23 protein-coding genes are annotated in these 23,536 nt (G+C 65.8%); 10 read left to right on the top strand and 13 right to left on the bottom strand.

Translation table 11 applies throughout. The features are described from left to right. Window positions 1-71: 71 nt before the first annotated feature. Complete coding sequence (locus CWT10_RS16560) at window positions 72-2,363, bottom strand: DUF6049 family protein (RefSeq protein WP_128683629.1); 2,292 nt, start codon at window positions 2,361-2,363, stop codon at window positions 72-74. Further along, the gene (locus tag CWT10_RS16555; protein ID WP_103063107.1) at window positions 2,360-2,869 is read right to left on the bottom strand and encodes an NUDIX hydrolase; all 510 of its coding nucleotides are present in this window, start codon (window positions 2,867-2,869) and stop codon (window positions 2,360-2,362) included. The genes CWT10_RS16560 and CWT10_RS16555 overlap by 4 nt, the downstream gene beginning before the upstream one ends. A gap of 96 nt (window positions 2,870-2,965) precedes the next feature. Between CWT10_RS16555 and CWT10_RS16550 the strand changes: the two genes are divergently transcribed. Further along, a complete protein-coding gene (locus tag CWT10_RS16550) occupies window positions 2,966-4,462 on the top strand; it encodes a CCA tRNA nucleotidyltransferase (protein ID WP_174722012.1) in 1,497 nt (498 codons plus the stop codon). 840 nt (window positions 4,463-5,302) lie between these two features. Beyond that, complete coding sequence (locus CWT10_RS16545) at window positions 5,303-6,298, top strand: hypothetical protein (RefSeq protein ID WP_103063109.1); 996 nt, start codon at window positions 5,303-5,305, stop codon at window positions 6,296-6,298. A 58-nt stretch (window positions 6,299-6,356) separates the two neighbouring features. On the opposite strand, the gene CWT10_RS18105 is transcribed toward CWT10_RS16545, so the two are convergent. From CWT10_RS18105 to CWT10_RS16520, 4 genes are all read right to left on the bottom strand, one after another. Continuing rightward, on the bottom strand, window positions 6,357-6,794 hold the full coding sequence (locus CWT10_RS18105) for an ATP-binding protein (protein ID WP_103063110.1): 438 nt from the start codon (window positions 6,792-6,794) through the stop codon (window positions 6,357-6,359). 39 nt (window positions 6,795-6,833) lie between these two features. Next, window positions 6,834-7,100, bottom strand: a complete 267-nt coding sequence (locus CWT10_RS16535) for a hypothetical protein (RefSeq protein WP_103063111.1) — start codon at window positions 7,098-7,100, stop codon at window positions 6,834-6,836. Window positions 7,101-7,109: 9 nt separating this feature from the next. Further along, window positions 7,110-7,703 carry an AlbA family DNA-binding domain-containing protein gene (locus tag CWT10_RS16530; RefSeq protein ID WP_103063112.1) on the bottom strand — a complete coding sequence of 198 codons (594 nt, stop codon included), beginning with the start codon at window positions 7,701-7,703 and terminating at the stop codon, window positions 7,110-7,112. A gap of 635 nt (window positions 7,704-8,338) precedes the next feature. Then, window positions 8,339-8,995, bottom strand: a complete 657-nt coding sequence (locus tag CWT10_RS16520; protein WP_103063113.1) for an ATP-binding protein — start codon at window positions 8,993-8,995, stop codon at window positions 8,339-8,341. 359 nt (window positions 8,996-9,354) lie between these two features. Between CWT10_RS16520 and CWT10_RS16515 the strand changes: the two genes are divergently transcribed. Both CWT10_RS16515 and CWT10_RS16510 read left to right on the top strand, forming a co-directional pair. After that, entirely contained in the window at window positions 9,355-10,029 is a 675-nt protein-coding gene (locus CWT10_RS16515) for a DUF6318 family protein (RefSeq protein ID WP_128683625.1), read from the top strand. A gap of 161 nt (window positions 10,030-10,190) precedes the next feature. Continuing rightward, window positions 10,191-10,877, top strand: coding sequence for a zinc transporter (locus CWT10_RS16510; RefSeq protein WP_128683623.1), 687 nt, complete (start codon window positions 10,191-10,193; stop codon window positions 10,875-10,877). Between the two features lie 51 nt (window positions 10,878-10,928). Here the strand turns inward: CWT10_RS16510 and CWT10_RS17585 are convergent, their stop codons facing one another. The 4 genes from CWT10_RS17585 to CWT10_RS16495 form a co-directional block, all read right to left on the bottom strand. Further along, window positions 10,929-11,627: an ISAs1 family transposase gene (locus tag CWT10_RS17585; RefSeq protein ID WP_244936793.1), complete on the bottom strand. Its 699-nt coding sequence runs from the start codon at window positions 11,625-11,627 to the stop codon at window positions 10,929-10,931. After that, a complete protein-coding gene (locus tag CWT10_RS17580) occupies window positions 11,606-12,112 on the bottom strand; it encodes a transposase family protein (protein ID WP_244936755.1) in 507 nt (168 codons plus the stop codon). Before CWT10_RS17580 ends, CWT10_RS17585 begins: the two co-directional genes overlap by 22 nt. 375 nt (window positions 12,113-12,487) lie before the next feature. Further along, window positions 12,488-13,231: a hypothetical protein gene (locus CWT10_RS16500; RefSeq protein ID WP_103063028.1), complete on the bottom strand. Its 744-nt coding sequence runs from the start codon at window positions 13,229-13,231 to the stop codon at window positions 12,488-12,490. After that, window positions 13,231-13,434 carry a hypothetical protein gene (locus CWT10_RS16495; RefSeq protein ID WP_103063029.1) on the bottom strand — a complete coding sequence of 68 codons (204 nt, stop codon included), beginning with the start codon at window positions 13,432-13,434 and terminating at the stop codon, window positions 13,231-13,233. The genes CWT10_RS16500 and CWT10_RS16495 overlap by 1 nt, the downstream gene beginning before the upstream one ends. Window positions 13,435-13,648: 214 nt before the next feature. Here CWT10_RS16495 and CWT10_RS16490 point away from each other — a divergent pair, with 214 nt between their 5' ends. Beyond that, on the top strand, window positions 13,649-13,942 hold the full coding sequence (locus CWT10_RS16490) for a hypothetical protein (RefSeq protein WP_103063030.1): 294 nt from the start codon (window positions 13,649-13,651) through the stop codon (window positions 13,940-13,942). 42 nt (window positions 13,943-13,984) lie between these two features. Further along, window positions 13,985-14,425 carry a hypothetical protein gene (locus tag CWT10_RS16485; protein WP_103063031.1) on the top strand — a complete coding sequence of 147 codons (441 nt, stop codon included), beginning with the start codon at window positions 13,985-13,987 and terminating at the stop codon, window positions 14,423-14,425. Window positions 14,426-14,430: 5 nt separating this feature from the next. On the opposite strand, the gene CWT10_RS16480 is transcribed toward CWT10_RS16485, so the two are convergent. Beyond that, window positions 14,431-16,830, bottom strand: coding sequence for a S8 family peptidase (locus CWT10_RS16480; protein WP_199176334.1), 2,400 nt, complete (start codon window positions 16,828-16,830; stop codon window positions 14,431-14,433). Between the two features lie 203 nt (window positions 16,831-17,033). Next, on the bottom strand, window positions 17,034-17,990 hold the full coding sequence (locus CWT10_RS16475) for an AAA family ATPase (protein WP_103063033.1): 957 nt from the start codon (window positions 17,988-17,990) through the stop codon (window positions 17,034-17,036). A 314-nt stretch (window positions 17,991-18,304) separates the two neighbouring features. Between CWT10_RS16475 and CWT10_RS16470 the strand changes: the two genes are divergently transcribed. From CWT10_RS16470 to CWT10_RS16460, 3 genes are all read left to right on the top strand, one after another. Beyond that, window positions 18,305-19,615 (top strand): ISL3 family transposase, encoded by a 1,311-nt coding sequence (locus CWT10_RS16470; RefSeq protein ID WP_103062545.1) that lies wholly within the window; start codon window positions 18,305-18,307, stop codon window positions 19,613-19,615. A gap of 503 nt (window positions 19,616-20,118) precedes the next feature. After that, window positions 20,119-21,201 carry a 3-phosphoserine/phosphohydroxythreonine transaminase gene (gene serC / locus CWT10_RS16465; RefSeq protein ID WP_103062420.1) on the top strand — a complete coding sequence of 361 codons (1,083 nt, stop codon included), beginning with the start codon at window positions 20,119-20,121 and terminating at the stop codon, window positions 21,199-21,201. 45 nt (window positions 21,202-21,246) lie between these two features. Then, window positions 21,247-22,434: a phosphoglycerate dehydrogenase gene (locus tag CWT10_RS16460; protein WP_103062419.1), complete on the top strand. Its 1,188-nt coding sequence runs from the start codon at window positions 21,247-21,249 to the stop codon at window positions 22,432-22,434. Window positions 22,435-22,549: 115 nt separating this feature from the next. Here the strand turns inward: CWT10_RS16460 and CWT10_RS16455 are convergent, their stop codons facing one another. Next, entirely contained in the window at window positions 22,550-22,762 is a 213-nt protein-coding gene (locus CWT10_RS16455; RefSeq protein WP_128683621.1) for a ribbon-helix-helix domain-containing protein, read from the bottom strand. 451 nt (window positions 22,763-23,213) lie between these two features. Between CWT10_RS16455 and CWT10_RS16670 the strand changes: the two genes are divergently transcribed. Next, window positions 23,214-23,507, top strand: coding sequence for a hypothetical protein (locus tag CWT10_RS16670; protein ID WP_150132767.1), 294 nt, complete (start codon window positions 23,214-23,216; stop codon window positions 23,505-23,507). Window positions 23,508-23,536 lie beyond the last annotated feature (29 nt).

Below are 23,536 nucleotides of genomic sequence, written 5' to 3'. Positions count from 1 at the left end.
CCCCGAGGCCGGGCCGGAATGCTGCCCCCGCGCGGCCGGGCCACGGGTGTGGGACTGGGCCCCGTCCTGCTTCATCTGCGCTCCCTGGGTGTGGCGGTGCGGCGGCCCCGGCGCACGGTCCGGATGATGCCGGCTATGAGCAGAAGCACCAGGACCCCGCTGAGGACGCGCGTGCCCATATTCTCCCAGTCGGCCCGCACCCGCAGGTGCACCGTGGAGGGCGTGCCGAGATCCGTCCCGTTTTCGGAGCGCAGTCGGATGGTCAAATCGACGTCGCCGGAGCCGACGGCGGTCACCGGCACGCTCGCCGTCGCCTGCCCGCCCGCCGGAACGGTGATAGTGACATCCTCATCGGTCTGCAGACGCGTGGAACTGGACTCCAGATGCACCTTGACCGTCACGTCCTGATCGAGTGAGGAGACGATCCGCACCGGCAGGTCGGCGGCCGAGGAGATCAGGTTGATGGTGCTAGACGGAGCCGTCGTCAGGGACGCGGTCACCGTATCCCCGCGGGCGCGTGCCTGGGCGATCATGTTGGTGCAGGCGTCCTGGTCCGCGCGCCAGGAAGACGACGCCGTCAGCGCCACCACATCGGTGGACAACCCCAGGGCGCGTTCGGGATCGGTCAGGATCGAGCCGACCGAGTCCAGGTGGGCGGCGGTATCCCGCGCGCTGGTCAGGGTCATCGCCGTCACCTCCCCCTCCCCGGTGGAGAATTCCGGCAAGTCCATACGCAGCATCTCGGTGCCGGCCGTAGCCTCGGCGGCGGCGGAGGCGAGCAGCGAATCGAGGTTCTGGGCCTGCGTCCAGGTGGAGTTGGTCAATGCCTTCAGGCGTCGGCCGAGCGCCTCGGGGTCGGTGACGGCGGCCTGCTCCCGGGGGACGGCCACAATGATGTCGCGGCTCAGGGCCGGGGCCTGGCGGGTCAGGATGGCGGTCTGCCCGCGCAGCAGTTGGAGGGCGTCGAGCTGGGACAGCTCCTCCTGCCCCTGATAGGTGACCAGGACGCCGCCGGCCGCGGCGGACAGCCCCGCATCGGGGATGAGCAGGGTGCGCCCGTCGAGTGTCATGGTTCCCGACGGCGTGTAGGTCAGGTCCACGGCCACGGGTGCGTCATCGGGTGCGGCGACGACGGTGGTCACCGAGGCGGGCAGGGTGGCCAGTGTGGTTCCGTCCAGGGCGCCGGCGGACCAGGCCACAGAGGTGTCGGCGCCGGACTGCGCCACCTTGCCGGCCTCGGTACGCTTGAAGGCGGAGTCGATCAGATCGTTCTCCCCCAGGTGTGCCAGGGCGGTCAGGTCGGCATCCGCCCACGGCAGGGCGACCACGTCTCCGGCCTCCAAGGCCGCAGCCAGCGCGCGGGCGAGCTCGTTGGTTCCGGCAGCGCTCGCATCCGCTTCGGGGGTGCCAGTCGGGTCACCCGCCGGCTCCGAGGGGCTGGGCGCGGTGGTCGCCTGGCCCTGTGCGATGGTATCCAGGCCGAGTACCTCCAGCAGGGCAGGGTCGACAGCCACGACGACGCCGTCGCCGGCCAAGTCCAGCAGCCCAAGTACGCGTTCGTGCAGGGCGGCGAGTGTTTGGGAAGTGCTCGTGTCCGCCTCCGCGACGGCCGTCTTATCCGCCGCGTCTGCGGGAGAGTCCGCAGGAGACGCGGTGGCGCCGGCGGAGGGCACGGCCGCCTCCTCCTCCGACTGCGGTGCGGCGGCCAGTGCCAGCAGCTCAGCCGGAGAGGCGGTCACCGGGACGAATGCGGTTATGCGCGTGGGACTGACTCGCACGCCCGAGTTCCACAGCACTATGGTGCGGTCCTGTGCGAGGGTGGTGTAACCCTGGGTGAGGGCCACCTGAATGCCGCGCGGACCCCACTGACTGGGGTCGGTCAGCGGCAGGTCGTCGGAGTCCACGGTGACTCTGAAACTCATTTCCGCCCCCGGCGCCACCTCATGCTCAAGTGTCTGCAGGGCGACGGTGGTCAGCGTGGTGTCCTGCTCATTGGCCAACCAAGAGGCCAGGCCATTGGTGGCGACCTCGGTGTGTGTCTGCATCTGCACCACCAGCGTAGCTCCAGCCAGTGCCTGGTCGGTGCCGTTGGTGATGGTGCCTGCAACGGTGACGTCCTCCCCGGTGCCCACGACCTCCGGCGCCAGACTCGTCACGGACAGCCTCACCTGCCCGGTGTCCCGGTCGTCGACGTCGGCGACTTTATCGGCTCCGAAGGACACGCCTACCCCTGCTGTCAGGGCGACACCGACAGGGGCCGCCACGAGCCCGCCAACCAGGACGAGCACGGACAGCAGCGCCGTCAGCATCTGCCTGGCGGCGTGCGTTATCTGCGGACGGCGAAGCGCCGGGGTGCGCCTCACCCGTCACCCACCAGGATCTCCCTGGCGGCGGCAACAATCCGACGCTCATTGGGGTAGGCCAGGCGGCGGGCGACGTCTTCCAGGGTCACCCATTCGACATCCTCCGCCTCATGGTCGGGATCGTTCTCGGTGGTCAGGTCGCCGCCGAGCGCCTCCAACAGGAAATGGTGGACGACCTTGTGCACGCGGTGATCCTCACCGGCGAACCAGTAGTCCACGGTGGCCAGATGCCGTAGCACCCGGCCGGTTATGCCGGTCTCCTCGGCGATCTCACGCACGGCCGCCTCCTCGGCGGTCTCCTCACCTTCCAAATGGCCCTTCGGCAGGCACCACTCCAGGCGGCCCCCCCGGTTGCGGCGCGCAATGACGGCGGTTACCGCCCTTCCCTCCTGCACGTCGATGATTAGTCCGCCGGCGCTGGTCTCATCAATGATCGGCAGTTGGCGCGCAGTCGTGTGCTGCGGCCGGCTGCCGGCGCGGGGCATACGAGAGCGCTGGGAGGACATGGGGACACTCTAGGCGGTCCGCCCGCCGATCGGCTTGCTTGCTCTCCGCGTGGCAGGCTTAGGTCGATGACCGACCGCCCGACCGCCCCCGCCACCATGTCCGCCTCCCGCACGCAGTGCGACACCCGCACCGTCGTCGTCCCCGACGAGGCCCCCGATCACGCCGGCCTGACGCCCACCGCCCGCCGGGCGCTGGGTGAACTGCCATCCTGTCTGCACGAACTCGGCCGCCACTTCGCCGACGCCGGACACGAACTCGCACTGGTCGGTGGGCCTGTGCGTGATGCCTTCCTCGGCGTCGTTCCGCACGACCTGGACTGCACCACCTCCGCCCGCCCTGAGCAGACCGAGGTGATCCTGCGGGAGTGGGGCGATGCCTGCTGGGATGTCGGCAAGGACTTCGGCACCATCGGCGCGCGCAGAGGTGAGGAGATCGTTGAGGTAACCACCTACCGCACCGAGGCCTACGACTCTGGCTCGCGCAAGCCCGCCGTCGCCTACGGGGACAGCCTTGTGGGTGACCTCACGCGCCGCGACTTCACCGTCAACGCCATGGCGCTGCGGCTGCCGGATCTGGAACTAGTTGACCCCCACGGCGGCTTCGAGGACCTGCTGGCGGGCTCGCTGCGCACCCCGGTGTCCGCCGAGCAGTCCTTCGATGACGACCCGCTGCGGATCATGCGGGCGGCCCGCTTCGCCGCCCAACTGGGATTCGACGTCGAGCCCGACGTGATGGAAGCCATGACCGATATGGCGCCGCGCCTGGAGATCGTCTCTGCCGAACGCGTGCGGGCCGAGCTCGAGCGGCTGCTGCTGGCGCCGTGGCCGCGCCGCGGGCTAGAACTCCTGGTGCACACCGGCGTGGCCGACGTGGTCCTGCCCGAGCTGGCTGCCCTGCAGGAGACCGTCGACGAGCACAAGCGCCACAAGGACGTCTACGAGCACACGCTTACCGTGCTGGATCAGGCCATCGACCTGGAGACCGGCCCCGACGGACCCGTGCCTGGCCCGGACCTCACGCTGCGGCTGGCGGCGATCTTCCACGACATCGGTAAGCCCGCCACCCGCCGCTTCCTGCGTGACGGCACCGTCACCTTCCACGGGCACGATCACGTCGGCGCCCGCATGACCGCCAAGCGCATGCGCGCCCTGCGCTTCGACAAGCAGACCATCAAGGACGTCTCGCGCCTGGTGGAGCTGCACCTGCGCTTCCACGGTTACGCCGACGCCGCCTGGTCTGACTCTGCGGTGCGCCGGTACGTGGCCGACGCCGGGCCGTTGCTGGAACGCCTGCACCGGCTGACCCGTGCGGACGTGACCACTCGCAACAGGCGCAAGGCCCACATGCTGGATGCGGCCTACGACGACCTGGAGGCCCGCATCGCGCAGCTGCGCGAGGAGGAGGAGCTGGCCGCCATCCGCCCGGACCTGGACGGCAAGCAGATCATGGCCGAGCTCGGCGTCGGGCCCGGGCCGGTGGTTGGTGAGGCGTACCGCTTCCTCATGGACCTGCGCATGGAGAAGGGGCCCATGGGCGAGGACCTGGCGCGCGAGGCGCTGCACTCCTGGTGGGCGGCGCGCGGCGGGAAGTAGGCAGCGGGCGGGGAGACGCGCGTCGTGCACTGCGCGGCGTCGGCGGCACGCGGCAGGCGGCGAGACGCGCGGCCTGTAGCGGGTGGCGGTTGCGGCGTCGGCGTGCCCGGTTGGCGGCGGGGTGCCCGGTTGGCGGCGGGGTGCCCGATTGGCGGGCGCCTGACCGACGCCCAGACCTGGCGCTCAGGCGCTTGCGGGGAGCGCATACCTCGCCTGTGTTCCACTGGCCAGCAGATGCTTGTGTCTGTGCGCCGTTGTAGTCATGATTCCACGCGTCCACTGCGGAGGGCAAAAGGATGCTTGCGGGGCGGCTCATCCTCTATGCAGTGGATACGGCCGCAATATCTCTGTGGGGGCGGTCAGGGCGGAGGCCTGGCCTGCAACTCGTGGTTACGGCTGTTGTGTCAGCAGTGGTGATCGCAGCCCGTCGCCCCCGTCTACTACGCCACTTGGGCGTTGGGTACGCCGGTTAGGCGTTGATTGAAGCCTACGGAGCCCTTCAGCAGAGGCCTAAGTGGCGTAGTAGAGACCGAACCGGCGTAGTAAACGTCAGCGGGGCTGGGTTGGGATGTGCCGGCCGGGGCTGGGTTGGGACGTGCCGGCCGAGGGCGGATTGGCTGGCGCCGGCGTCCGTGACCAGGTCGGCTTCCGGTGACGCGCGTGTCGTTCACTGAGCATCGCTGGGGAATCACCGTGCGGCTTACCGACCCCACCGGTATCCACAGGCAGTGTTCGCGACACCCCAATCCACAGAGTTCGAAGGGCGCGGTGGCGCCGCCGTCGGCCCGAGGTCATCCTGCTGGAATGCAGTCATACCCAACTCCGCCCGAGCGTCCACGCATGTTGTTCACCGCCGATCGCTCCAAGTGCGGCCTGGCCGGGCGGCGCGATCTTGTGCGCATCGCCCGCGGCAGCTATATGGTCGCGCCCCCAACGGACACGCCTCGGTGGCGCGTTAAGCAACTGGTCACGCTGGCGCGCTGCGAGGCGGCGCTGCGGGCTTCGCCGTCGGCAATCGCCCTGACCCACGAGGCAGCGGCGGTGGTGCTGGGACTGCCTATCCTGGAGGCGGAGCCAAACGTTCGTTTGGCGGTACCCGGGAAGCGGACACATGGCGCGATCACCCTCCCGGCCGTCATGTACGCGATGCCGGCGGGCAGGCGTCGCGGGCGCCAGGTGAGTCTGCACCGCTCCACGATTGCGCCAGCGCCCGAGGAGGTCATCAACGTGGGCGGGCTGCGGGTGACGACGCCGCTGCGCACCGCCATGGACTGTGCCTTTGACCTGCCGGTACGTGAGTCGCTGCCCGTGGTGGACGCCGCTCTGCGGGTGGTGTGCAGACCCGATCGCTTCAACCGGCGTTGCTACGGCGAGATGGAGGTTGACGTGGCGCGCGAGCGGTTGATGCAGATGGTTGAGGCGCAGGGGCGACGCAACGGCAAACGTCGTGCCAGGAGAGCGGTGGCGCTCGCGGATCCGTTTGCGGAGTCTCCGGGTGAGAGCGTGTTGCGTTGGGCGGTCGGCGTGGCCGGGGTGCCCGAGGCGGTGACGCAGCGACGATGGATTGGTGACGATACGCGCGAGTACTTTCTTGACGTTGCTGTGGACAGCGCCATGGTCGACCTGGAGTTCGACGGGTACGGCAAGCTGGCTACCTCGGCGGACGTGCATGCGGAGAAGCAGCGGGAAATGGTGCTGCGCCGTGGCGGGTGGACGGTACACCGTTTCGAGTGGCGGGAGCTGGCGGATCCCGAGGGGTTGGTGCGGCGGGTGGAAAGCCTGTTCCCGCCCGAGGTCACGCGCGGGGTGCGACGGCGTCGTGACCTTTGGCTGTAGGGGGCCTGAAGGGGCAGGAGTCCACTGACCGGGGTCCTTATGACTGCACGCGCGGGTCTTAACGATTGGCTTCGCACCTAACCTCACAGTGTGTGAAGCTGATCGTTAAGTAGACTGTGAAGTCCCGCTCCCGCGGTGCGACGCGCCCTCGGCGAAAGGTAATCGAGAAGCTGGCGATCGTGCTCCTGGTCTCGGGCGGTGGTAGGAGAGCTTGGGCGAGGGCCTGCTGGATGACCGCGATTCCGGTTCCGCGATTCTCTGCCGCCGCGCCGCCACCGGGGAAGGTGGTGGACTCCAACAGGATGGATAGGGTCTGGTTGCGGCTCGCGCTCACTCCTGCCTTTCCTAGAATCTCTACCGTAACGGCACCGTAGCGGCCGCCGGGATTTATGATCTCGAGCCGGTCGACGAACATGCTGGCCTGAGTCTGACTCTGGACCTGGACCTGGACCTGGACCTGGGCGCCGCGCGCCGCCGGTGAGTAGTCTCGGTGCATGAGTGCGTTTACCACCGCCCCCCGCACGGCGACGAGCGGCTAGTCCGGCAGGTCTGTGCGGAAGGTGTCTTCCGCCAGGCTGGCTGTGCGTATGTGGCGACAAACGGCATCGACGGCGGATTTGACGAGTTCCGGAATCGGACCGGTCAGAGTGGCGCTGTCGAGCAGGTGTACGCCCTCGGTGACGACACCCCGGTCAGTACCGGGGAAAACGGCGAAAGTGACGCTTAGTCGCGGGAAGAACTGCTGAGGGTACTCGCCGAGGGCCATTAGCGAGGCGAGGGTGGGATGCTGCGGGTGATGCATGGCGTGCGTTCACGGGCAGCGTCCGTCGTCGCTGTTGGCGAAGGTTTTTGGACGCACCGCCCGCTGGTTGGAGATGAAGGCGGCCAGGGCGTCGTCGTCGAGGTTGCCAAGACCGGCTTCAGTCACCGACTCCTCATCCCGTCGGGATTGAGTGTGCTCCTCCGGAAGGCGTTCGACCTCGTACTGGGTTAAGCGACGATCGCCGTCGCCCGATCTGGTGTAGGAAGCTCCGTATTGCCCCTGGTCGGTGACGTAGCAGGGCTTGTGGCAGGGTTCGATCTCCGGAATCGTGGCGACGACGACCGGAGCCCCTTCTATCAGGACGACCTCAATGACGGGACGGACCACCGGGGTCATCTGCTCGCAGCGGGACACAAGCCGCTTCCGGGCGTGAGTCGCGTCCAGTCCCGGGACGGGGGCGAAGCCCTGTGCTTCGTCTAGGCCGATGAGGATGGTTCCGCCCGCAGAGTTGGACATGGCACTGAGGGTGGCGCGGATGTCTTTACCGATGCCCGACTTGACTTCAAGCATCTGCTGGTCGGTGCCAATGATGCGGAGCTGGTCGGTGGCTGCGGTGTTCCACGCGGTGCGGCGGATGAACACCGGAATCGGAGAGGGGTGCTCGACGTCGGCTCGCTACTACGCCACTTGTACTACGCCACTTGGGCGTTGGGTACGCCGGTTAGACCTTTCCTGAAGGCCTCGGAGCCCTTCACCAAAGGTCTAAGTGGCGTAGTAGAGGCCGAACCGGCGTAGTAGACGCCCGCGGGGCGGGGTCGGACGGGTTGGGGTGGGCGGAGCTGGACCGGGCCGGGCGGTGCGTGGCGCCCGAGGCATCTGCGCCAGGGTCCGAGGACGTTCAGCGGGCAGGTTACGATGCCGTCTGGCAGGGTCGCCGTGGGGCCGGTGCCGGTGACCACCAGTTTGAGTACCGGGTCCCCGACCACGGAGGTGCCAATCTGCGGTTTTCTCGGCCGGCGGCCAGCTGTTGACCCGGTCCCTGACCACGGAGGTGCCAATCTGCTGCACGGTGCGGGTCACTCAGCGGGCGCCCTTCTCGAAATGGGAGGCGCCCAGTTTCACCTCGACTGCGGCCTAACTGCCGCGGGGGAAAGATGAGTACGGAGTCAAGCGCGTGGCCATTGGAGTCATAGTAGTGGTACGCCTGGCCGTCGAGCGCCTCGCTGAAAACGAGCAGATGGTGGGCGACGGCGCTGGCAAAGACGAAGCCGGTGATCTCAGGGTCTACCGTGAGTCGTGCGGCGTCCGCGCTCAATGCGGTGACGGCGAGTACGGGGTCGGCCAGGTGGAACATAAGCACGGTGCGCAGGCGGGCGCGTGAGGGCGGCCCCCACAGCCCAGGCGGGGATCTGCTCGACGACGAACAGCCGCTCCAGTAGTTCCACGTGGTGGGCTACGGTCTCGGGGCAGATATCCGGGGTGACCTGGCGAAGGTCCCTGGCCAGGGTGCGCGAGGAGACCTCGGCCGCTGTGGCCAGCGCCAGTGCACGGATGAGTGCGCGCATGACTGTAGGGGCGCGCCGCGTCCGGGCCAGTCGCCCCAGGTCCGTCCGGACGAAGTCGTCCTGGCAGCCGCTCAATGTCACCGCCGTTGCTGCGGGTTCCAGCCTGGTCAGCGCCGGGAAGCCTGTGTGTGCGAGCGCGTCGACGACGTCGTGGTAAGAGCTCGCGGTCGCATTTGCAGCGGGACGGCCGCCAGCAATGAGGGTACCGAAGCTCAACGTGCCCGTAGAGGTGCCGCGTTCGAACCACGTCATGGCGCGTTCGCGCATGCGCAGGAAGCGTCCGGAGCCGGTTTGGCGGGTGGCGTCGTCGAGGAAGGAGGCGCGGGCGGCATACAGACACAGGCGCGGGGGCCCCGATGACGGCGGCACCAACAATCATCCTGTCGGATTAAGCGCCCATCGTAATTCAGGGGCTGGCGCGACAAGGGGGCGGTGGGGGCTGATGACACAGCGGCGCGACCTTCCGTGACAAGGCTGATTTAGCACCACCTATCGTCTCCGGGAGATCGCGCCGCAGCAACACGCCGAACACCCCTAACCACCCCAAACCCAACCAACGACTTTGCGGAGCCCCCATCGTTACTGCTGAAGTCGGTAGGTTTTCCACAGGGTGTTGGTTGGGGGTGGCGGTTGTGGTGGGTGTGTGGGTACGGTTGTCTGGCGTCGGCGCTTTGGCTGGCGTGCCTGTTAGTCCCGTTAGGGTCCTCACCGAGGAGGCCGTGCCCGTTATGTCTACCGTCCCCTTACTCCATTCGATGCCGCATCGGCGCCGGGCTGCGGTCGGGTTCGCTCGTCTGGCGGCCCTGTCCGTGGTGGTTGCCTGGCTGGCACTGGGTGGGGGTTGTTCGCGTGGAAGCGCCACCAGTGGTTTCAGTCCCACCTGGACCCCATCAGCGACTGTTAGTGCTAGTGCCGCGCCCACGCTGTCGCCGGAACAGGCCGCGGCCAGAGCCACCGCCCTGGCCATGGAGCCGCCTGATCCCTACACCCCACAGTTCACCCCTGAAGGCGCCATCACCGCAGCCACATACTTCCTCGAGCTAGTTCCTTACGTGGGAGCGACCGGCGACCTGGACATCTGGCAGAACATGAGCACAGAGGACTGCGAATTCTGCAACGGGGTGGGGTCCGAAGCGGCCGAAATACACGATGCAGGCGGCTGGACGGATCCGTGGGTGCAGGAGATCACTCCGCTAGAGTGGTGGACGGACCAAGAAGACCCCAACCGCTACGTCGTACGCACACAAGTGACATCCGAAGGCTACACAGAACATCCAACGCCTTCCGCACCATCGCAACAGGTCGACAAATTCGATCATGAGTTATTAATCCAACTATATTGGAGCGGCAATGATTGGGCCGTTGAGGCACTCCAAATCACCAATGATGAGGACTCAGAATGAAACGCAACCTATTCGCCTTGTGCGCAGGATTCACGCTCGTTACACTATTGCTAGGTGCACCCACATATGCTGTCGTCCCCACACAGCGGCCTGATCAATACAGCGCCCACGGATCTGGTAGTTCGGTGATTGTTTCTGGTGGGGTGTCTTATGATGTGGTGGTGTCGGTTCCGGGTGCGTCGGGTGGCGGCGGTGTCACTGTTGAGGGCGGCACTGGTGGGGTGTTCGATGAGCGGGCCGCTTTTATGGCGAGTTTGTCTTATGCCATGTGCTTCGGTATGAGAATGGGCGTGAACGTCGGAATGCGTGCTATTGTGCTTGATCCTGACGAGTGCGCCACCGATGCCGCGCCCGCAACCAGCGTCCAAGCCTCCGACGGCACCACCGTGGTGATCACGATCTCCTCCACCGACGTGTCCACCCTACTGGCCGAGGGCTCAGGCATCACCCGCCAACCCCCAGGCCCAGAAGTACTACTGACCAAGGACTTCATCGTCTACACCAGCCCCGACACCCAGGTACTAACCACCACCGTAGCCGGAACCGAAGTAACCATCCACGCCACCCCCACCTCCTACACCTGGAACTGGGGAGACGGCACCACCACAACCACCACCGACCCCGGCGCACCCTGGCCCAACCAGACCCTCACCCACCGCTACACCCGCACAGCCACCGACGTAACCACCACCCTTACCACCACCTGGAAAGCCACCTACACCCCCAACGGCGGCACCACCACCCCCGTGGTCGGAACCATCACCACCACCAACACCACCACCCCATACAACATCGTCCGCACCATCACCTACCTCACCGACCAAGCCGAAACCCAAAAACGACACTAACCAAACCCAGCCCCACCACCACCCCAGGGGCTCGGCAAAGTCGTTGGGTGGTCATGGAGTTGTTAGGAGTTTGATGGCTTTGGTGGGTTTGCGTGTCATGGCCCGGTTGGCTGAGGCGATGCCGGTGGTGATGGGGTCGTCGTAGATGGTGCGGATCAGGCTTATGGCCAGGTTCCGCAGGGTCGCCATCACCTGCGGCCCGGAGCCGGTGCGCAGTTGGTGGCGGTCCTCGTCATAGGTGACATCCCGTACCCAGTGGAGTCGGTTCTCGATCGCCCAGTGGCCTTGTATCCAGGCGGCGACTTGCTCGGGCGGGGCCTGCTCGGGCGGTATGGAGCAGATGAGGTAGACGACCTCGGTGCTGCGCTTGCTGTTCTTACCGCGGGTGTGGGTGGTGCGGGTGCGACGCACCTGAAGCACCTGTGAGGCGCCGGGGAAGTCGATCCAGTCCGGCGTTGCCACGGCTTTGATGGTGCGGCGCACCCGCCGCCCATGAGAGCAGTCAACCCCCGACACGGCGGGGACGTCCTTCCAGGGCAGCGCCTTCAGTTTCGCCCTGAGACTGGGCTGGTTGTTCTTGACCGTGAGCAGGTAGTCGGCGCCCCGGTCGCGTATCCACTGCGCTGTGTCGGTCTGGGTGTGCAGTGCGTCAGCAGTCACGACCGCTCCGGTAAGGTCATGGGGTGCCAGCAGCTGTTTCAGGGCGGGTATCTCACTGGTCTTGTCTTCTACGCGCTGCTGGGCGAGCACCGCCCCGGTGCCCTGGTCCAGCGCCGCCAGCAGGTGCGGGGCCCCACCGCCACCATCACCGCCGCCATCATCACCGTCTCCGCTGTTGTTGTTCTTGGGTTTGGCGCCGCGCATGGTCTTGCCCGTCCACCGCGATAATCCTGCGTCCGTCGATGGTGCCGGTGCGGGTGAGCATCCACGACGCGACCCTGGCGCCGGTAGTCGTCGGCGTCCAGGCCGGCCAGGGCGCGGCGGATCGTCGACTCCGAGGGGATGCCCCGGTCTTGTGGTAGTCCCAGCTGCTGTAGTTGGCCGCCGGTCAGGTCCTGGGCGTGCTCCCAGATCGCCAGCAGGGTGCGGCAGCCGGCCAGCACCCCTACCGCCGCCAAAGCCAGCACCACATCCAGGCGGTGACGCACCCCGCGCCGATCACGCGGGTCCGGGACAGTGGCGAACATCCCGGTCAGGGGCTGGCGCGACAGGGCAGGCGTGGGGGATGATGACACAGCGGCGCGACCTTCCAAGGCAATGGCTTTTTCGAACACCTCCATCGTCTCCGGAAGATCGCGCCGCACCCCCACCAACACGCCGAAAACCCCTAACAACCCCCAACCCAGACACCGACTTTGCCGACCCCCTGACCACCACCCGGCGGCGTCAAACGCCAGGTTGTTCATTGACCCGGCGCTCGGGCCAGGGGACATGGCGGCGCTCCAGCCCTACTATCTGCTCGAGCTGATCGCCCGCGTCAGCACTGTCTCCGTGTGCACCCAGCAGATCGTGAAGTCCCTGCCGCAGCAGGACATGCGCGACTGAACCCGAGTCTCGGTGCGCGCGTTGGGCACTGCTGGTCGGCTGTGGGGCTTGGGCGCGCTCGGTGGTCAGTAGCGGGTTAGCCAGGCCTGCCGGTCGGGATGAATGCTGCAGTCGTCCGGTGCAGTCACCGTGTACCCCGCATCGCGCAGCACCTCTGCGGCGACATCGGGAAGCGAGGCCGCCATGGCGCGCACCTGATCGGTTCGCCAGGCCACACGCTGCTGTTTGAGGACTTCCAGGGCGCCCTCACTGTGGTCCACGCCGAGATCATGGACGAGCATCTCCAGGAAGTCCTCAAGGGTGGGCCGCAGTCGCGGACCTCCCGCAGGAAAGTGGATATCAGACAGCTGAGGGGCTCGCTCTGCGCTGGCTCGTCGGGCCACTTCGCGCCTGGGACTTCCGACGCCGTTACGGGTCATGGCGAAAGTCCAGTCATCGCGACGGGCGTGGACCTGGAGGTGGCAGCACGGCACGTCGGAGTGCGGGTGGCGTAGATACTCCAGCCGTACCAGAGGCTCACTCCCTTGGGCAGGGAGCAGGGTGAAGGCGGACTTCTCGACGAGCATGAAGGAATGGCGCGCTGACGCCGTGCACTCGTAGCGGACCTTCAGCTTTAGCAGGCGCCTCCCGCCCACGGTCAGCGTCACTGGCTTGTCTCCGGGGGTAGCCACTGTCGCCCTCCAGACGCGCTTGCGAATGGCGGCCTGAGCGACGAAATCGGGCGCATCGGGGCACACCGTGCGCACGGTGGCGGTGGTCTGGGCCGCAAAGTCGTGGGTCTGGCGTTCCTGCGCCGAGAAGTCCTCCATCAGTCGGACAGGAGGAAGGTGACGGCGTGGTACTCGGAGAAGAGGGTGGCCTCGTCTTCGTCGTAGTCCCAGTCCTCCTCGCGCTCAAGCGCACGCTCAAGACTGCCGAAGCGACGCGTGAGCTTGTCGACCACATCCGACTCCCGGGCCTTTAGCTCATCCTCCGTGAACACGCGGACCAGGTTGTTCGTGGGTGCTGCCATGCGGACCTCCTTCCGATTCCCCTCACTGTAGCCGCACCGTATGACAGGAACCAGCGCTCCGAGCAGGTCGCCAGCGTCACCACATGCCGTGTTGCGCAACGGCGACACCCACTACCCAATCTGGTTGAGACGCGGCAGTCTCCGCAGCGCCCTGCGTACAGTGTTCCCAGCCGACGCCGAGGATGAGGATCCTTGGGACCCAAGGAAGGGCGGGATGACGGCGAGCGACGAGGTCGAACTCAGTGAGCAGTGGTATAGGAGGGTGGAAACGGGCCACGAGGGTACGCACCTAGCAGAGTCGCGGAGGACGCCGGGGGCCTTCGCCAGTGGCGAGCTGGATGATGACACGAACCAGGTGGTGAACTCTTCGGAGTGGGTAGCAGACGATCCGTACGAAGACGACACGGTTGACGAAGGCAACATGGGAACGCTTATTGCCTGTGCTGTGACCTCTGTTGGAACGGCTGCTATCACATATGTGGCAACAAAACACTTGCATCCCTGGTAGCTGGAACGCGGAAGGCCTGCGGCCGGTCGCCTTTGGAGGAAGGTGACACATCAAGATGAAGAAATACGAGAGGAACTGACGCCGCGGGAGGTCGACGAGGTGGTCGGTAGCGAGGTGACTCCTGCGGACCTGTCCGATGCCGTAAGGCTTGTGCGTGATGACCTTGGTACGGAAGAGGCTCAGCGGGAGCTTCTGAATATCCTCGTTCACGCCGCGGCTATCGCGGCATCACTACGCCGACTGTCGAACGCAGCGGTCGACGACCGCGATCGCACTGTGCTGGAGTGGAGGAAGGCACTGGAGGGGCTTGCTACGGAAGAAGTCGCGGCCTGCATCACCTCTTTGCTTGAGAGAGCCGAGACGGACGATGAACTTGAGTCGCAGCTTGCGGGACTGCTCGGTGTACATGAGGATGACCTCTCGTCGATGCAGTTGGTAGACCGCCAGGCAGTGGCAGAAATCCTGCGACTCCCGGTGGATTAGATCCACTATCTGACGCGAACCCGGTCGCTCTGCTGGATGACTGCCCGGTCGCGCATATGGATGAGACCAGCGCGAACTTCGTCATGGATCGTTGAGGACGTCGAGGTCGCCGTTTCGATCGAGACGACGAGGGCGTAGCGGATGCGTTCAATGGGACCGGTCTTCTGGCCGTCTCGCATGCACTCCACATGAATTGAGAAGGTGGCACCGTCATTGAATGTCATAGCCTTGGACCCGTCGATGACCTCGTGCTGGAGGCTTCCACGCCGTACAGCGTTGTGATAGGCGTCCACGCGGTCTCCACCAGCGAGCTTGGTATCTGGGGTAGTGAAGTAGACCTTCGCAGCCCGATAGGAATTGAGACCTTGCGTTGTAGGCGCCCAGTAGGCGAGGGTGATGACGAGCCGGTGCCACTCGGCCTTGCTGCGGATCGACGAGGGGAGCGGCAGCTCGTACGTGTGACGCTCATCGATTCCGATCTCGTTTCCTGCGACGACGACTGCCCGGTTGACGGCGCCTCGAGCCCGCTCAGGGTCAAGGCGGCCATAGCCGAACAGTGGGCTCAGTGTCTTGCGCGAGGACTGAGGGGCGATGGCTTTTCGCCAGTCACCCCAAGAGCATGAATGCACGAGCAGTGCCCTGACGAGAAGCGGATGGAATAAGGCATTAGGAAGTGTTCTCGCATCCGCGCCGTCGTGTTGTGTCTCCAGAAGGTCGAATAGTGAGGAAGCCTCCCGCGTGACGAGTGCAGTGGCGTGGCTTGTGCCACGATCGAATGTTGTTCGGTTGAGATGCCCACCGTCACCGGGTGCGGCAACCTGCACGCCAGGTCCTATTCGGCTGGCTCGAGCTGCGGACAGGGTGATGTTAGAGTCTGGCGAGTGTGATGGCACAGGTGTCGTAAAAAGAAGTCGTCCGCCAATGTGGTACAAATCTGGTTTGATGGACCGTCCGACGCCCGGGCCGGTCGCCGAGTAGAGGGCGGGTGCGCCGGGGGTAGTGATATCCCAGGTCGTGGAGGACTCGACTGGATCGGGTGCCCCGTCGGCGTGGATCGCGCCAACGGTCAACGCGTTCATGGAGTCTCCCGGTGGAAGGATCCCGCGGAGGAGCTCGGAGTTGTGGACAGCTTGCTCCGCCGCGGATCGGGCGTTTTCCTGATTCTGTGCTGCCTCCGTGGGGATGGAGATTGGTGCCGTGTGGTTGCCGGCGCTGACGATGAACAGGACGTTGTGCTCGACTGTTAGCCAATCCAGAAGACGTCCGACTGGACTCATTCTTTTGATGAGGGGTCTCGCAGAGTCACCGATGGACAGGTTGATGATACGGACAGTCGGCGCCCAGGCCGGTCTCCCTGCCTCTCCCACGAGAAGGCGCCTGACGGCGCGGTGAAGAAGGTCCACGAACAGCGTGTCAGGCAGGACCCGTTCTACGAACTCCCCGGGTGTCTGCTCCTCTGACTGCATGATTGGGCGCACGTAGAGCGGACGTCCCAGCGGCTCTCCCGGTGTGGACAGGTCTCCGTGGATGATGAGGGATGCCATGGCGGTGCCGTGTGAGCGCGCAGCGAGCTGATAGCGGTCCTCAACGCCGTCGGCGTCATCGACAAGGAGCCTGCCTGCTAAAGCGTCGTGGTTCTGCATGGGGAGCCCGTCCAAGAGCGCGATCCGAGGCTTGCCATCTTTGGGGTACCTGGCAGGGAAGGAAGTGGGGGTGGCTTTTGAGTAATGAGGCGAGGAGATGCTCATGGGCTGAAAAGGGCTTACGAACATAATGTCTTCTGCCCTCAGCAACCGAATCGCCTGCGGACCGCGTTCCAGGACGGTCTGCACCTGCTGCCGAGGAAGTTCCGCGAGAAGAGCGTGATATCCGATCTCCTCGATCTGTGCACGACTGACGATCTTCCCACCACAGTCATCCAGGATGCGTGTGATCGCATGCTCAGCGCCGGAGCGCCGTCCTCGGTCGTGGCGGTACCACAGTTCAATTTCTACACGCACTGGGCTGTAGGATTGACCAACCATGTCGAGAGTTTCCCGCCACTTATTGAGGAGGCCGGTCTCTCGCACACGATCCTCGGCTCCCCATCTACGGATGTCTGCGAGTTGGGCGAAGGCGCCCTTGAACTTGCTCAGACCGTGTTCGAACTTGGCATCAGGGTCCTCCTGCCAACGCTTGAACAGGCTGATCAACTGGTCGACAGCCTTCGCGTTGGTCATGGCGAGATAGAGTGAGTGTTGAACCGGCTTGTCGGTGCGGCCCTTCATGTAGAAATCGTTGTCAGGATCGACTTCCTCCCCAAGCATCTCAGCGAGAAACTCCAGGCCCTGGATCTTGTCCACCGCTTTGTGGAAGTCCGGGACTGAGCCTGCCAGGTCGAGCACGATGACCAGCGAGGGATCCACCTCCGTTGGCGTGTCCGCCCCAGCCTCAACCCGCCGGGCGGCGAAGGCCTCAACAAGCTCTGTGAACTTGGGGCCCAGTCGTTCACCCTGGCGCTTGCCTCCGGGACCCGCGACTTTCGGGAGCGGGTGACCCTTTGGCTTGACCCTGCCGCCTTCAGGCACGTGTGGAGGGTTGAATGCCAGGAGGGGACGTATCTGCGCGGTCACGATTGAACTGATCCCTGCCAGTGTTCAAGCCGTTCCTTAACGATCCTGCGTGTGTCCGCGCCAGGCGTCTCTAGGATCGTTCGGCGTCGGACATCCAGAGCGAACTCTTCCAACTCGGCGTAGCTCGCACCTACGAGCTTGTCAGCCAGGGTGCGCGGCGTGTAGCCGAGGTCCCCGCCAAGTCGGTCGGCGAGCCTCTCCAGGAACCTGGTTGCCTGAACTCTCGATGGCGCCTTCAGCTCAGTACGCACCTGGAACCTCCGCCATGCGGCGCGGTCCAGGAGCTCACTGTGGTTGGTCGCCCCCACGAGGATGACATGTGGGGGCAGGCGGTCGATCTGGAGCAGTAGCGTGGAGACGACGCGCTTGATCTCCCCCGTCTCATGCTCATCCGCCCGCTCCTTGGCAATCGTGTCGAGCTCGTCGAAGAAGAGGACGCAACGGCGTGTCCGCACGAACTCGAAGGCGCTGTCTAGCCGGGCCGCGGTCTCCCCGAGGAAACTGGAGACCACGCCTTCGTAGCGGATCACATAGAAGGGCAACATCAACTCGGCCGCGATTGCCTCGGCCACGCTCGTCTTGCCGTTGCCGGGGGGACCCGACAACAGTAGACGATGGCGTGGTTCGATCCCGTAGCTGCGCAGCAGATCCGCGCGCTGCTGCTCCTCAATGAGCTCAGCCACAACGCGGCGAGGTATCGGGGCTAGTTCCAGGTCATCTAGACGCCGTCGCACCACCACCTCATGAACAAGGTCGCGTACCGATGCAGCATGATCATCGCGCGGCAGCCCATGCCCAGTCGTAGTGATGATCTCAGACAAGCGATCTGCGAGCAGGTGATGCTGGTTGGCGCGTTCCTCGGCGATCAGGCCTTCGACCACGATCCGAAAACGGTCGCGGTCGCCCCGGCGCTCGGCCTCAACCAGGTCCAACAGTAGATCCGCTCGTGCCATGCTCTCACCTCCCGGGGCTGAATCTGCGGACATGCAGGTTGGTCGGTCATCGCTAGCAACGCTACCTTGGCTAGCGATGCTGGAGTCGCTAGCAACGCTGCGATTGCCTCTCCCGCTTGCGTTTCCTGTAACGGTAGCGCGGACCACCGACTCAATCAGGGGGCAGCATTCGTCATCAGCGCCTTTACTGGCTCTTCGTGTTTGAGGGTGTGGTGGTGGGGTAGTCGTGGGTGCGCGTGTCGCAGGGGCGGGTAGGGGTCGAGGTCCCCGATGATTGGTGGTTGCTGAACACCACCGATCACGGAGACCTCGACATGGCCGAGACTACCTTTGCTGCCCCTGATTTTGCTAGTTTCCTGGGCCTGGACGCGCTGGGACTGACTGTCACCGGCATGCGCATAGATGGCGGCGGTGCACTGGTGGAGTGTCGGCTGCAGGTCTGCGAGGAGGATGCGTTCTGCCGGGTCTGCGGGGCCCAGGGCGCCCCGGTGGGGACCGTCGCGAGGCGGCTGGCGCATGTTCCGGTGGGCTGGCGCCCAACCCACTTGCTGGTGCGGCTGCGCCGGTGGCGCTGCCAGGGCTGTGGGCGTGTGTGGAGGCAGGACGCGTCTCGTGCGGCCGCCAAGCGGGCGAGGCTGACCTTGGCGGCCAAGGAGTGGGCGATCCGGGCCGTGGGGGTGGAGTTCATGTCCATCTCGCGTGTGGCGGCAGCTCTGGGGGTGTCCTGGCACACCGCCAATGAGGCCGTCCTTGAGCGGGCCAAGGACCGCTTGATCAATGATCCTGGACGTCTGAAGGGTGTGGAGGTCATCGGGGTGGATGAGCATGTTTGGCGGCACACCCGCAAGGGCGACAAGTACGTCACCGTCATCATCGACCTTACACCCGTGCGCGACCGTACCGGCCCCTCCCGCCTGCTGGACATGATCGAAGGCCGCTCCAAGCAGGCCTTCAAGCAATGGCTCCAGGAACGCGACGAGGACTGGCGCAGCCGGATCGAGGTGGTCTCGATGGATGGGTTCGCGGGCTTCAAGACCGCCGCCGCCGAGGCCCTACCCGGCGCGACGGAGGTCATGGACCCCTTCCACGTGGTCGCGCTGGCCGGGGACAAGCTGGATGAGTGCCGCCGCCGCACCCAGCGCGAGACCACCGGGCGGCGGGGCCGTAAGGACGACCCCCTGTACAAGGCCCGCAGGCTGCTGCGCACCGGGGCGGGCCTGGTGAGCGACAAGGGCTGGGAGCGTCTCGAACAACTGTTCGCCGACCCCCACAACACTCCGGTAGAGATCATGTGGGGCGTGTATCAGAAGATCATGGCCGCCTACCGCGCCAAGGCCCCCGCCCAGGGCAAGACCCTGATGGAGAAAGTGATGCAGACCCTCACCACCGGCGTGCCTGACGCCCTCGAAGAGCTGAAGTCGCTGGGCAAGACCCTGGCCCAGCGGCGCGAAGACATACTCGCCTACTTCGACCACCGCGGCACATCCAACGGACCCACTGAAGCAGTCAACGGCCGCCTGGAGCACCTACGCGGCATCGCCCTGGGCTTCAGGAATCTGACCAACTACACCATCCGCAGCCTCATCCACGCCGGAGGCTTCAGACAACAGCTACTACACCCCTAAACGCGAAGAGCCCCTTTACTACGCCACTTGGGCGTTGGGTACGCCGGTTAGGTGTTGGTTGAAGGGTTCGGAGGCCTTCAGCAAAGGTCTAAGTGGCGTAGTAGAGACCGAACCGGCGTAGTAGACGGCTTCGGGGCCGGGCTGGGCCGGGCGGTGGTGTGTCGGCCGAGGACGGGTTGGGACGTGCTGGCCGAGAATGGGCGGCGTGCGGTGCTCGGGTCCGCCATCGCAGTCGTTGGTACCCGCAGGCGCTGCAGCCTTGGTCGCTCCTGCTCATTGCCGACGGATGCAGTCGCCGCTGCCCGCTGACGCCGGTGCCGAGCCCGCCACCGCGCCGTCGGTCGCTCATGGCCACCACCGTCACGGCCGTCGCCGGCGCCCCCTCACGCAGCCGGTGTCGCCTCTTGCACCCCCGCTGTCGTCGCCGGTCTCACAGCCAGCCTCAGCCCCCGCCCCATGAGATGCTTTACGGCCGCGGCCCACGCCCCGGCTATCGTGGAGCCATGCGCGTGTACAACTTCTCCGCGGGCCCCGCACAACTGCCCCTGCCCGTGCTCGAGCAGGCGGCCGCCGAGCTCACCGACTGGCAAGGCTCTGGCATGAGCGTGCTGGAGGTCTCCCACCGCGAGAAGGACTTCGTCGCCTGCGCCGCCGACGCCGAGGCCGCCTTCCGCCGCGTCGCCGGCGTCCCGGAGGGCTACCGCATCCTGTTCCTTGCCGGCGGTGCCACCGGCCAGTTCTCCGCCATCCCCATGAACCTGGCCGCCCGCGGCGCCACTGCCGCCTACCTCAACACCGGCCAGTGGTCAAAGAAGGCCATCAAGGAGGCCGGCCGCCAGGGCGTGGACGTGCGCGTCGTCGCCGACGAGTCTGCCTCCGCCTACACCACCACCCCCGAGCCCGGCTCCTTCACGGTCCCCGCCGACGCCGCCTACCTGCACTACACGCCCAACGAGACCATCGGCGGCGTCGAGTTCCCCTACATTCCCGACGCCGGTGACGTCCCCCTGGTGGCCGACTTCTCCTCCACCTACCTCTCCCGCCCTCTCGACGTCGAGCGCTTCGGCGTCATCTACGGCGGCGCCCAGAAGAACCTCGGGCCCGCCGGCCTGGCGATCGTCGTCGTCCGCGAGGACCTGCTCGGCCGCGCCCGCGAGGACGTGCCCGCCATCTGGGACTGGAAGGTGATGGCGGAGGCCGATTCCATGCTCAACACCCCGCCCACCTTCTCCATCTACCTGCTCGGGCTGATCCTGCACTGGATCGAGTCCACCGGCGGCCTGGCGGCGATGGGTGAGCGCAACCGTGCCAAGGCCGAGCGCCTGTACGCCGCCATCGACGCCTCGGACTTCTACAACAACCCCGTTCAGGCCCGCTCCCGCTCCTGGATGAACATCCCCTTCACCTTGGCCGACCCCGCCCTCGACGCCGAGTTCCTCACCGGCGCCGACGCCGCCGGCCTGACCAACCTCAAGGGCCACCGCAGCGTTGGCGGCATGCGCGCCTCCATCTACAACGCCATGCCCGCCGACGGCATCACCGCCCTGATCGACTACATGACCGAGTTCGAGCGCACCCGCGCCTGAAGGTCCCGCCCGGAAGCTCAGCAGAACCCAGGAGAAGGCACAGCCATGACCAAGCAGTTCCGCATCCAGACCCTCAACGCCATCTCCGGCGCCGGCCTCGCCCGCTTCCCCGACGACCGCTATGACGTCGGCGGCAATGTCACCAATCCCCACGCCCTGCTGGTGCGCTCGGCCAAGCTGCACGACGTGCCGATCCCCGACTCGGTGATGGCGATCGCCCGCGCCGGCGCCGGCACCAACAACATCCCCGTCGCCGCCATGACCGAGCGCGGCATCCCGGTGTTCAACACCCCCGGCGCCAACGCCAACGCCGTTAAGGAGCTGGTACTGGCGGGCCTGTTCATCGCCTCCCGCAACCTCATCCCCGCCGCCCGCTTCGCCCACGAGCTCACCGGCGACGACGCCGAGATCGCCCGCGCCGTCGAGGCCGGCAAGAAGCAGTTCGTCGGCTTCGAGCTGCCCGGCCGCACCCTGGGCGTGATCGGCCTGGGTGCCGTCGGTGTGCAGGTGGCCAACGCCGCGCTTGGGCTGGGACTGAACGTGGTCGGCTTCGACCCGGGCATCAGCGTGGAGCACGCCTGGCACCTGAGCGCCGAGGTGGAGCGCGCCGAATCCATGGAGGAGGTGTTCCGCCGCGCCGACATCCTCACGGTGCACGTGCCGCTGATCGAGTCCACCCGCGGCCTGGTCTCCACCCAGCGCATCGCTCTGATGAAGGAGACGGCGGTGCTGCTGAACTTTGCCCGCGCCGAGATCGTGGATGAGGCCGCCGTCGTCGCCGCCCTGGACGAGGACACCCTGGGTGGTTACGTATGCGACTTCCCCTCCACCGCCGTGCATAAGCACCCCAAGTGCATCTCGCTGCCGCACCTGGGCGCCTCCACTAAGGAGGCCGAGCGCAACTGCGCCGTCATGGCCGTGGACGAGCTGCGCGGCTTCCTTGAGGACGGCCAGGTCCACAACTCGGTCAACTTCCCCGAGGCGGTGCTGCCGCGCGAGCCCGGCACTCGCCGCCTGGTGATCGTCAACCAAAATGTGCCCAATATGGTTGGCCAGGTCTCTACCCTGGTGGCGGAGCGGGGCCAGAACATCGCCAACCTGCTCAACCGCTCCCGCGGTGACCTCGCCGTCACGCTGGTGGACGTCGAGGGTGAGCTCGGCAAGGACGTGCTCGAGCAGCTGCGCGCCATTGACGGCGTCCTGTCCGCCCGGGCCCTCGAACCGGCTGCCTGAGGGCGGCAACTGGCGCCCCTGGCGCCCGGAACCGTGCCCTTGCGCAGCCACCAGGCCCTTGCGCAGCCACCGGTGCGACACCGTGCGATTGGCTGCGTCCCTACCAATGCCTTGATCAGATCAACTTGATGCGAGACACCTCATTCGTGCGGATGTTCTTGATCTGAAGGACCTGCTCGGGGTCCTTCAGTTCGGCGTCAATGAACTTCAGCAGGCCGGTGGCCTGGCGAACGATGTCGGTGACCGTGGTCCCCTTCTCCTTCGCCAGGGTCCTGAGTGCTTGTGCGGTCTCGTCGGTGATGTTCACGCTCAGTCGCGTTGTAGCCACGATGGTGCTCTCCCTTTTGCATGCCGCAGGACGTGCAGCATGGCACTTCACTTCGTTCACGATAGTACATCCTGAAGGGGGTGATGTCCACATGGGATATGCCTTCTGTGTGGATCATTGGGGGTCGCTGATGGTGTCGTGAGCGTACAGGGTGTGGACAGATAAATCACATCGTTGTAGTATGCGTCACGGTGGGTCAGTAGGCTCACATCGCTTCGCGGGAGCGCTACTCCGGGAGGGGGATGGACGAATGACCGCATCAATGGGGTCCGAGGACGACCAGGATGGAGCCATCGATGAGACGGCAACCGTTCATGCGGAAGGAGGTCTTTATGAGGGCATACGAATTGAACGACTAACACCTCCACCGCGCGAACGGCCTCCCGTACCAGGGTCCGGCGTACCGGATGCGGCGGAGGCCGGTGAGCCTGTAGAGGACATCGGCGGTGAGGTGAGTCCAATCGATGAGGCTGACACGGTCCCTGCCGGGGGACGCTTGGAGGGCAACATTGATAAGGAGACCTACATAGAGTTCCGGCGCGAAGGTATGCGCAGTTGGCTGGCATATGTGCTGGGTGGGACGCTGATCGTCATCGTGGTGGTCGGCGCAGTGGGTTGGCTGTTCTTCGGGCGGTCACTGCAGGACTGGGTAACCTTCACTGCTCCGATCTTGACCATGATCGCGACGGTGGCGGGTTTCTACTTCCGAGACCGCCAGGTTGAACCACGACGACAAGATCAGTGACGTGGATTACTCCGGTGGTTGATGATGAG

This window comes from Actinomyces qiguomingii, assembly GCF_004102025.1.
GTDB classification, from domain to species: Bacteria; Actinomycetota; Actinomycetes; order Actinomycetales; family Actinomycetaceae; genus Actinomyces; species Actinomyces qiguomingii.
Note: the sequence above shows the minus strand (reverse complement) of the source record. Positions and strands in the feature narration are given on the sequence as shown.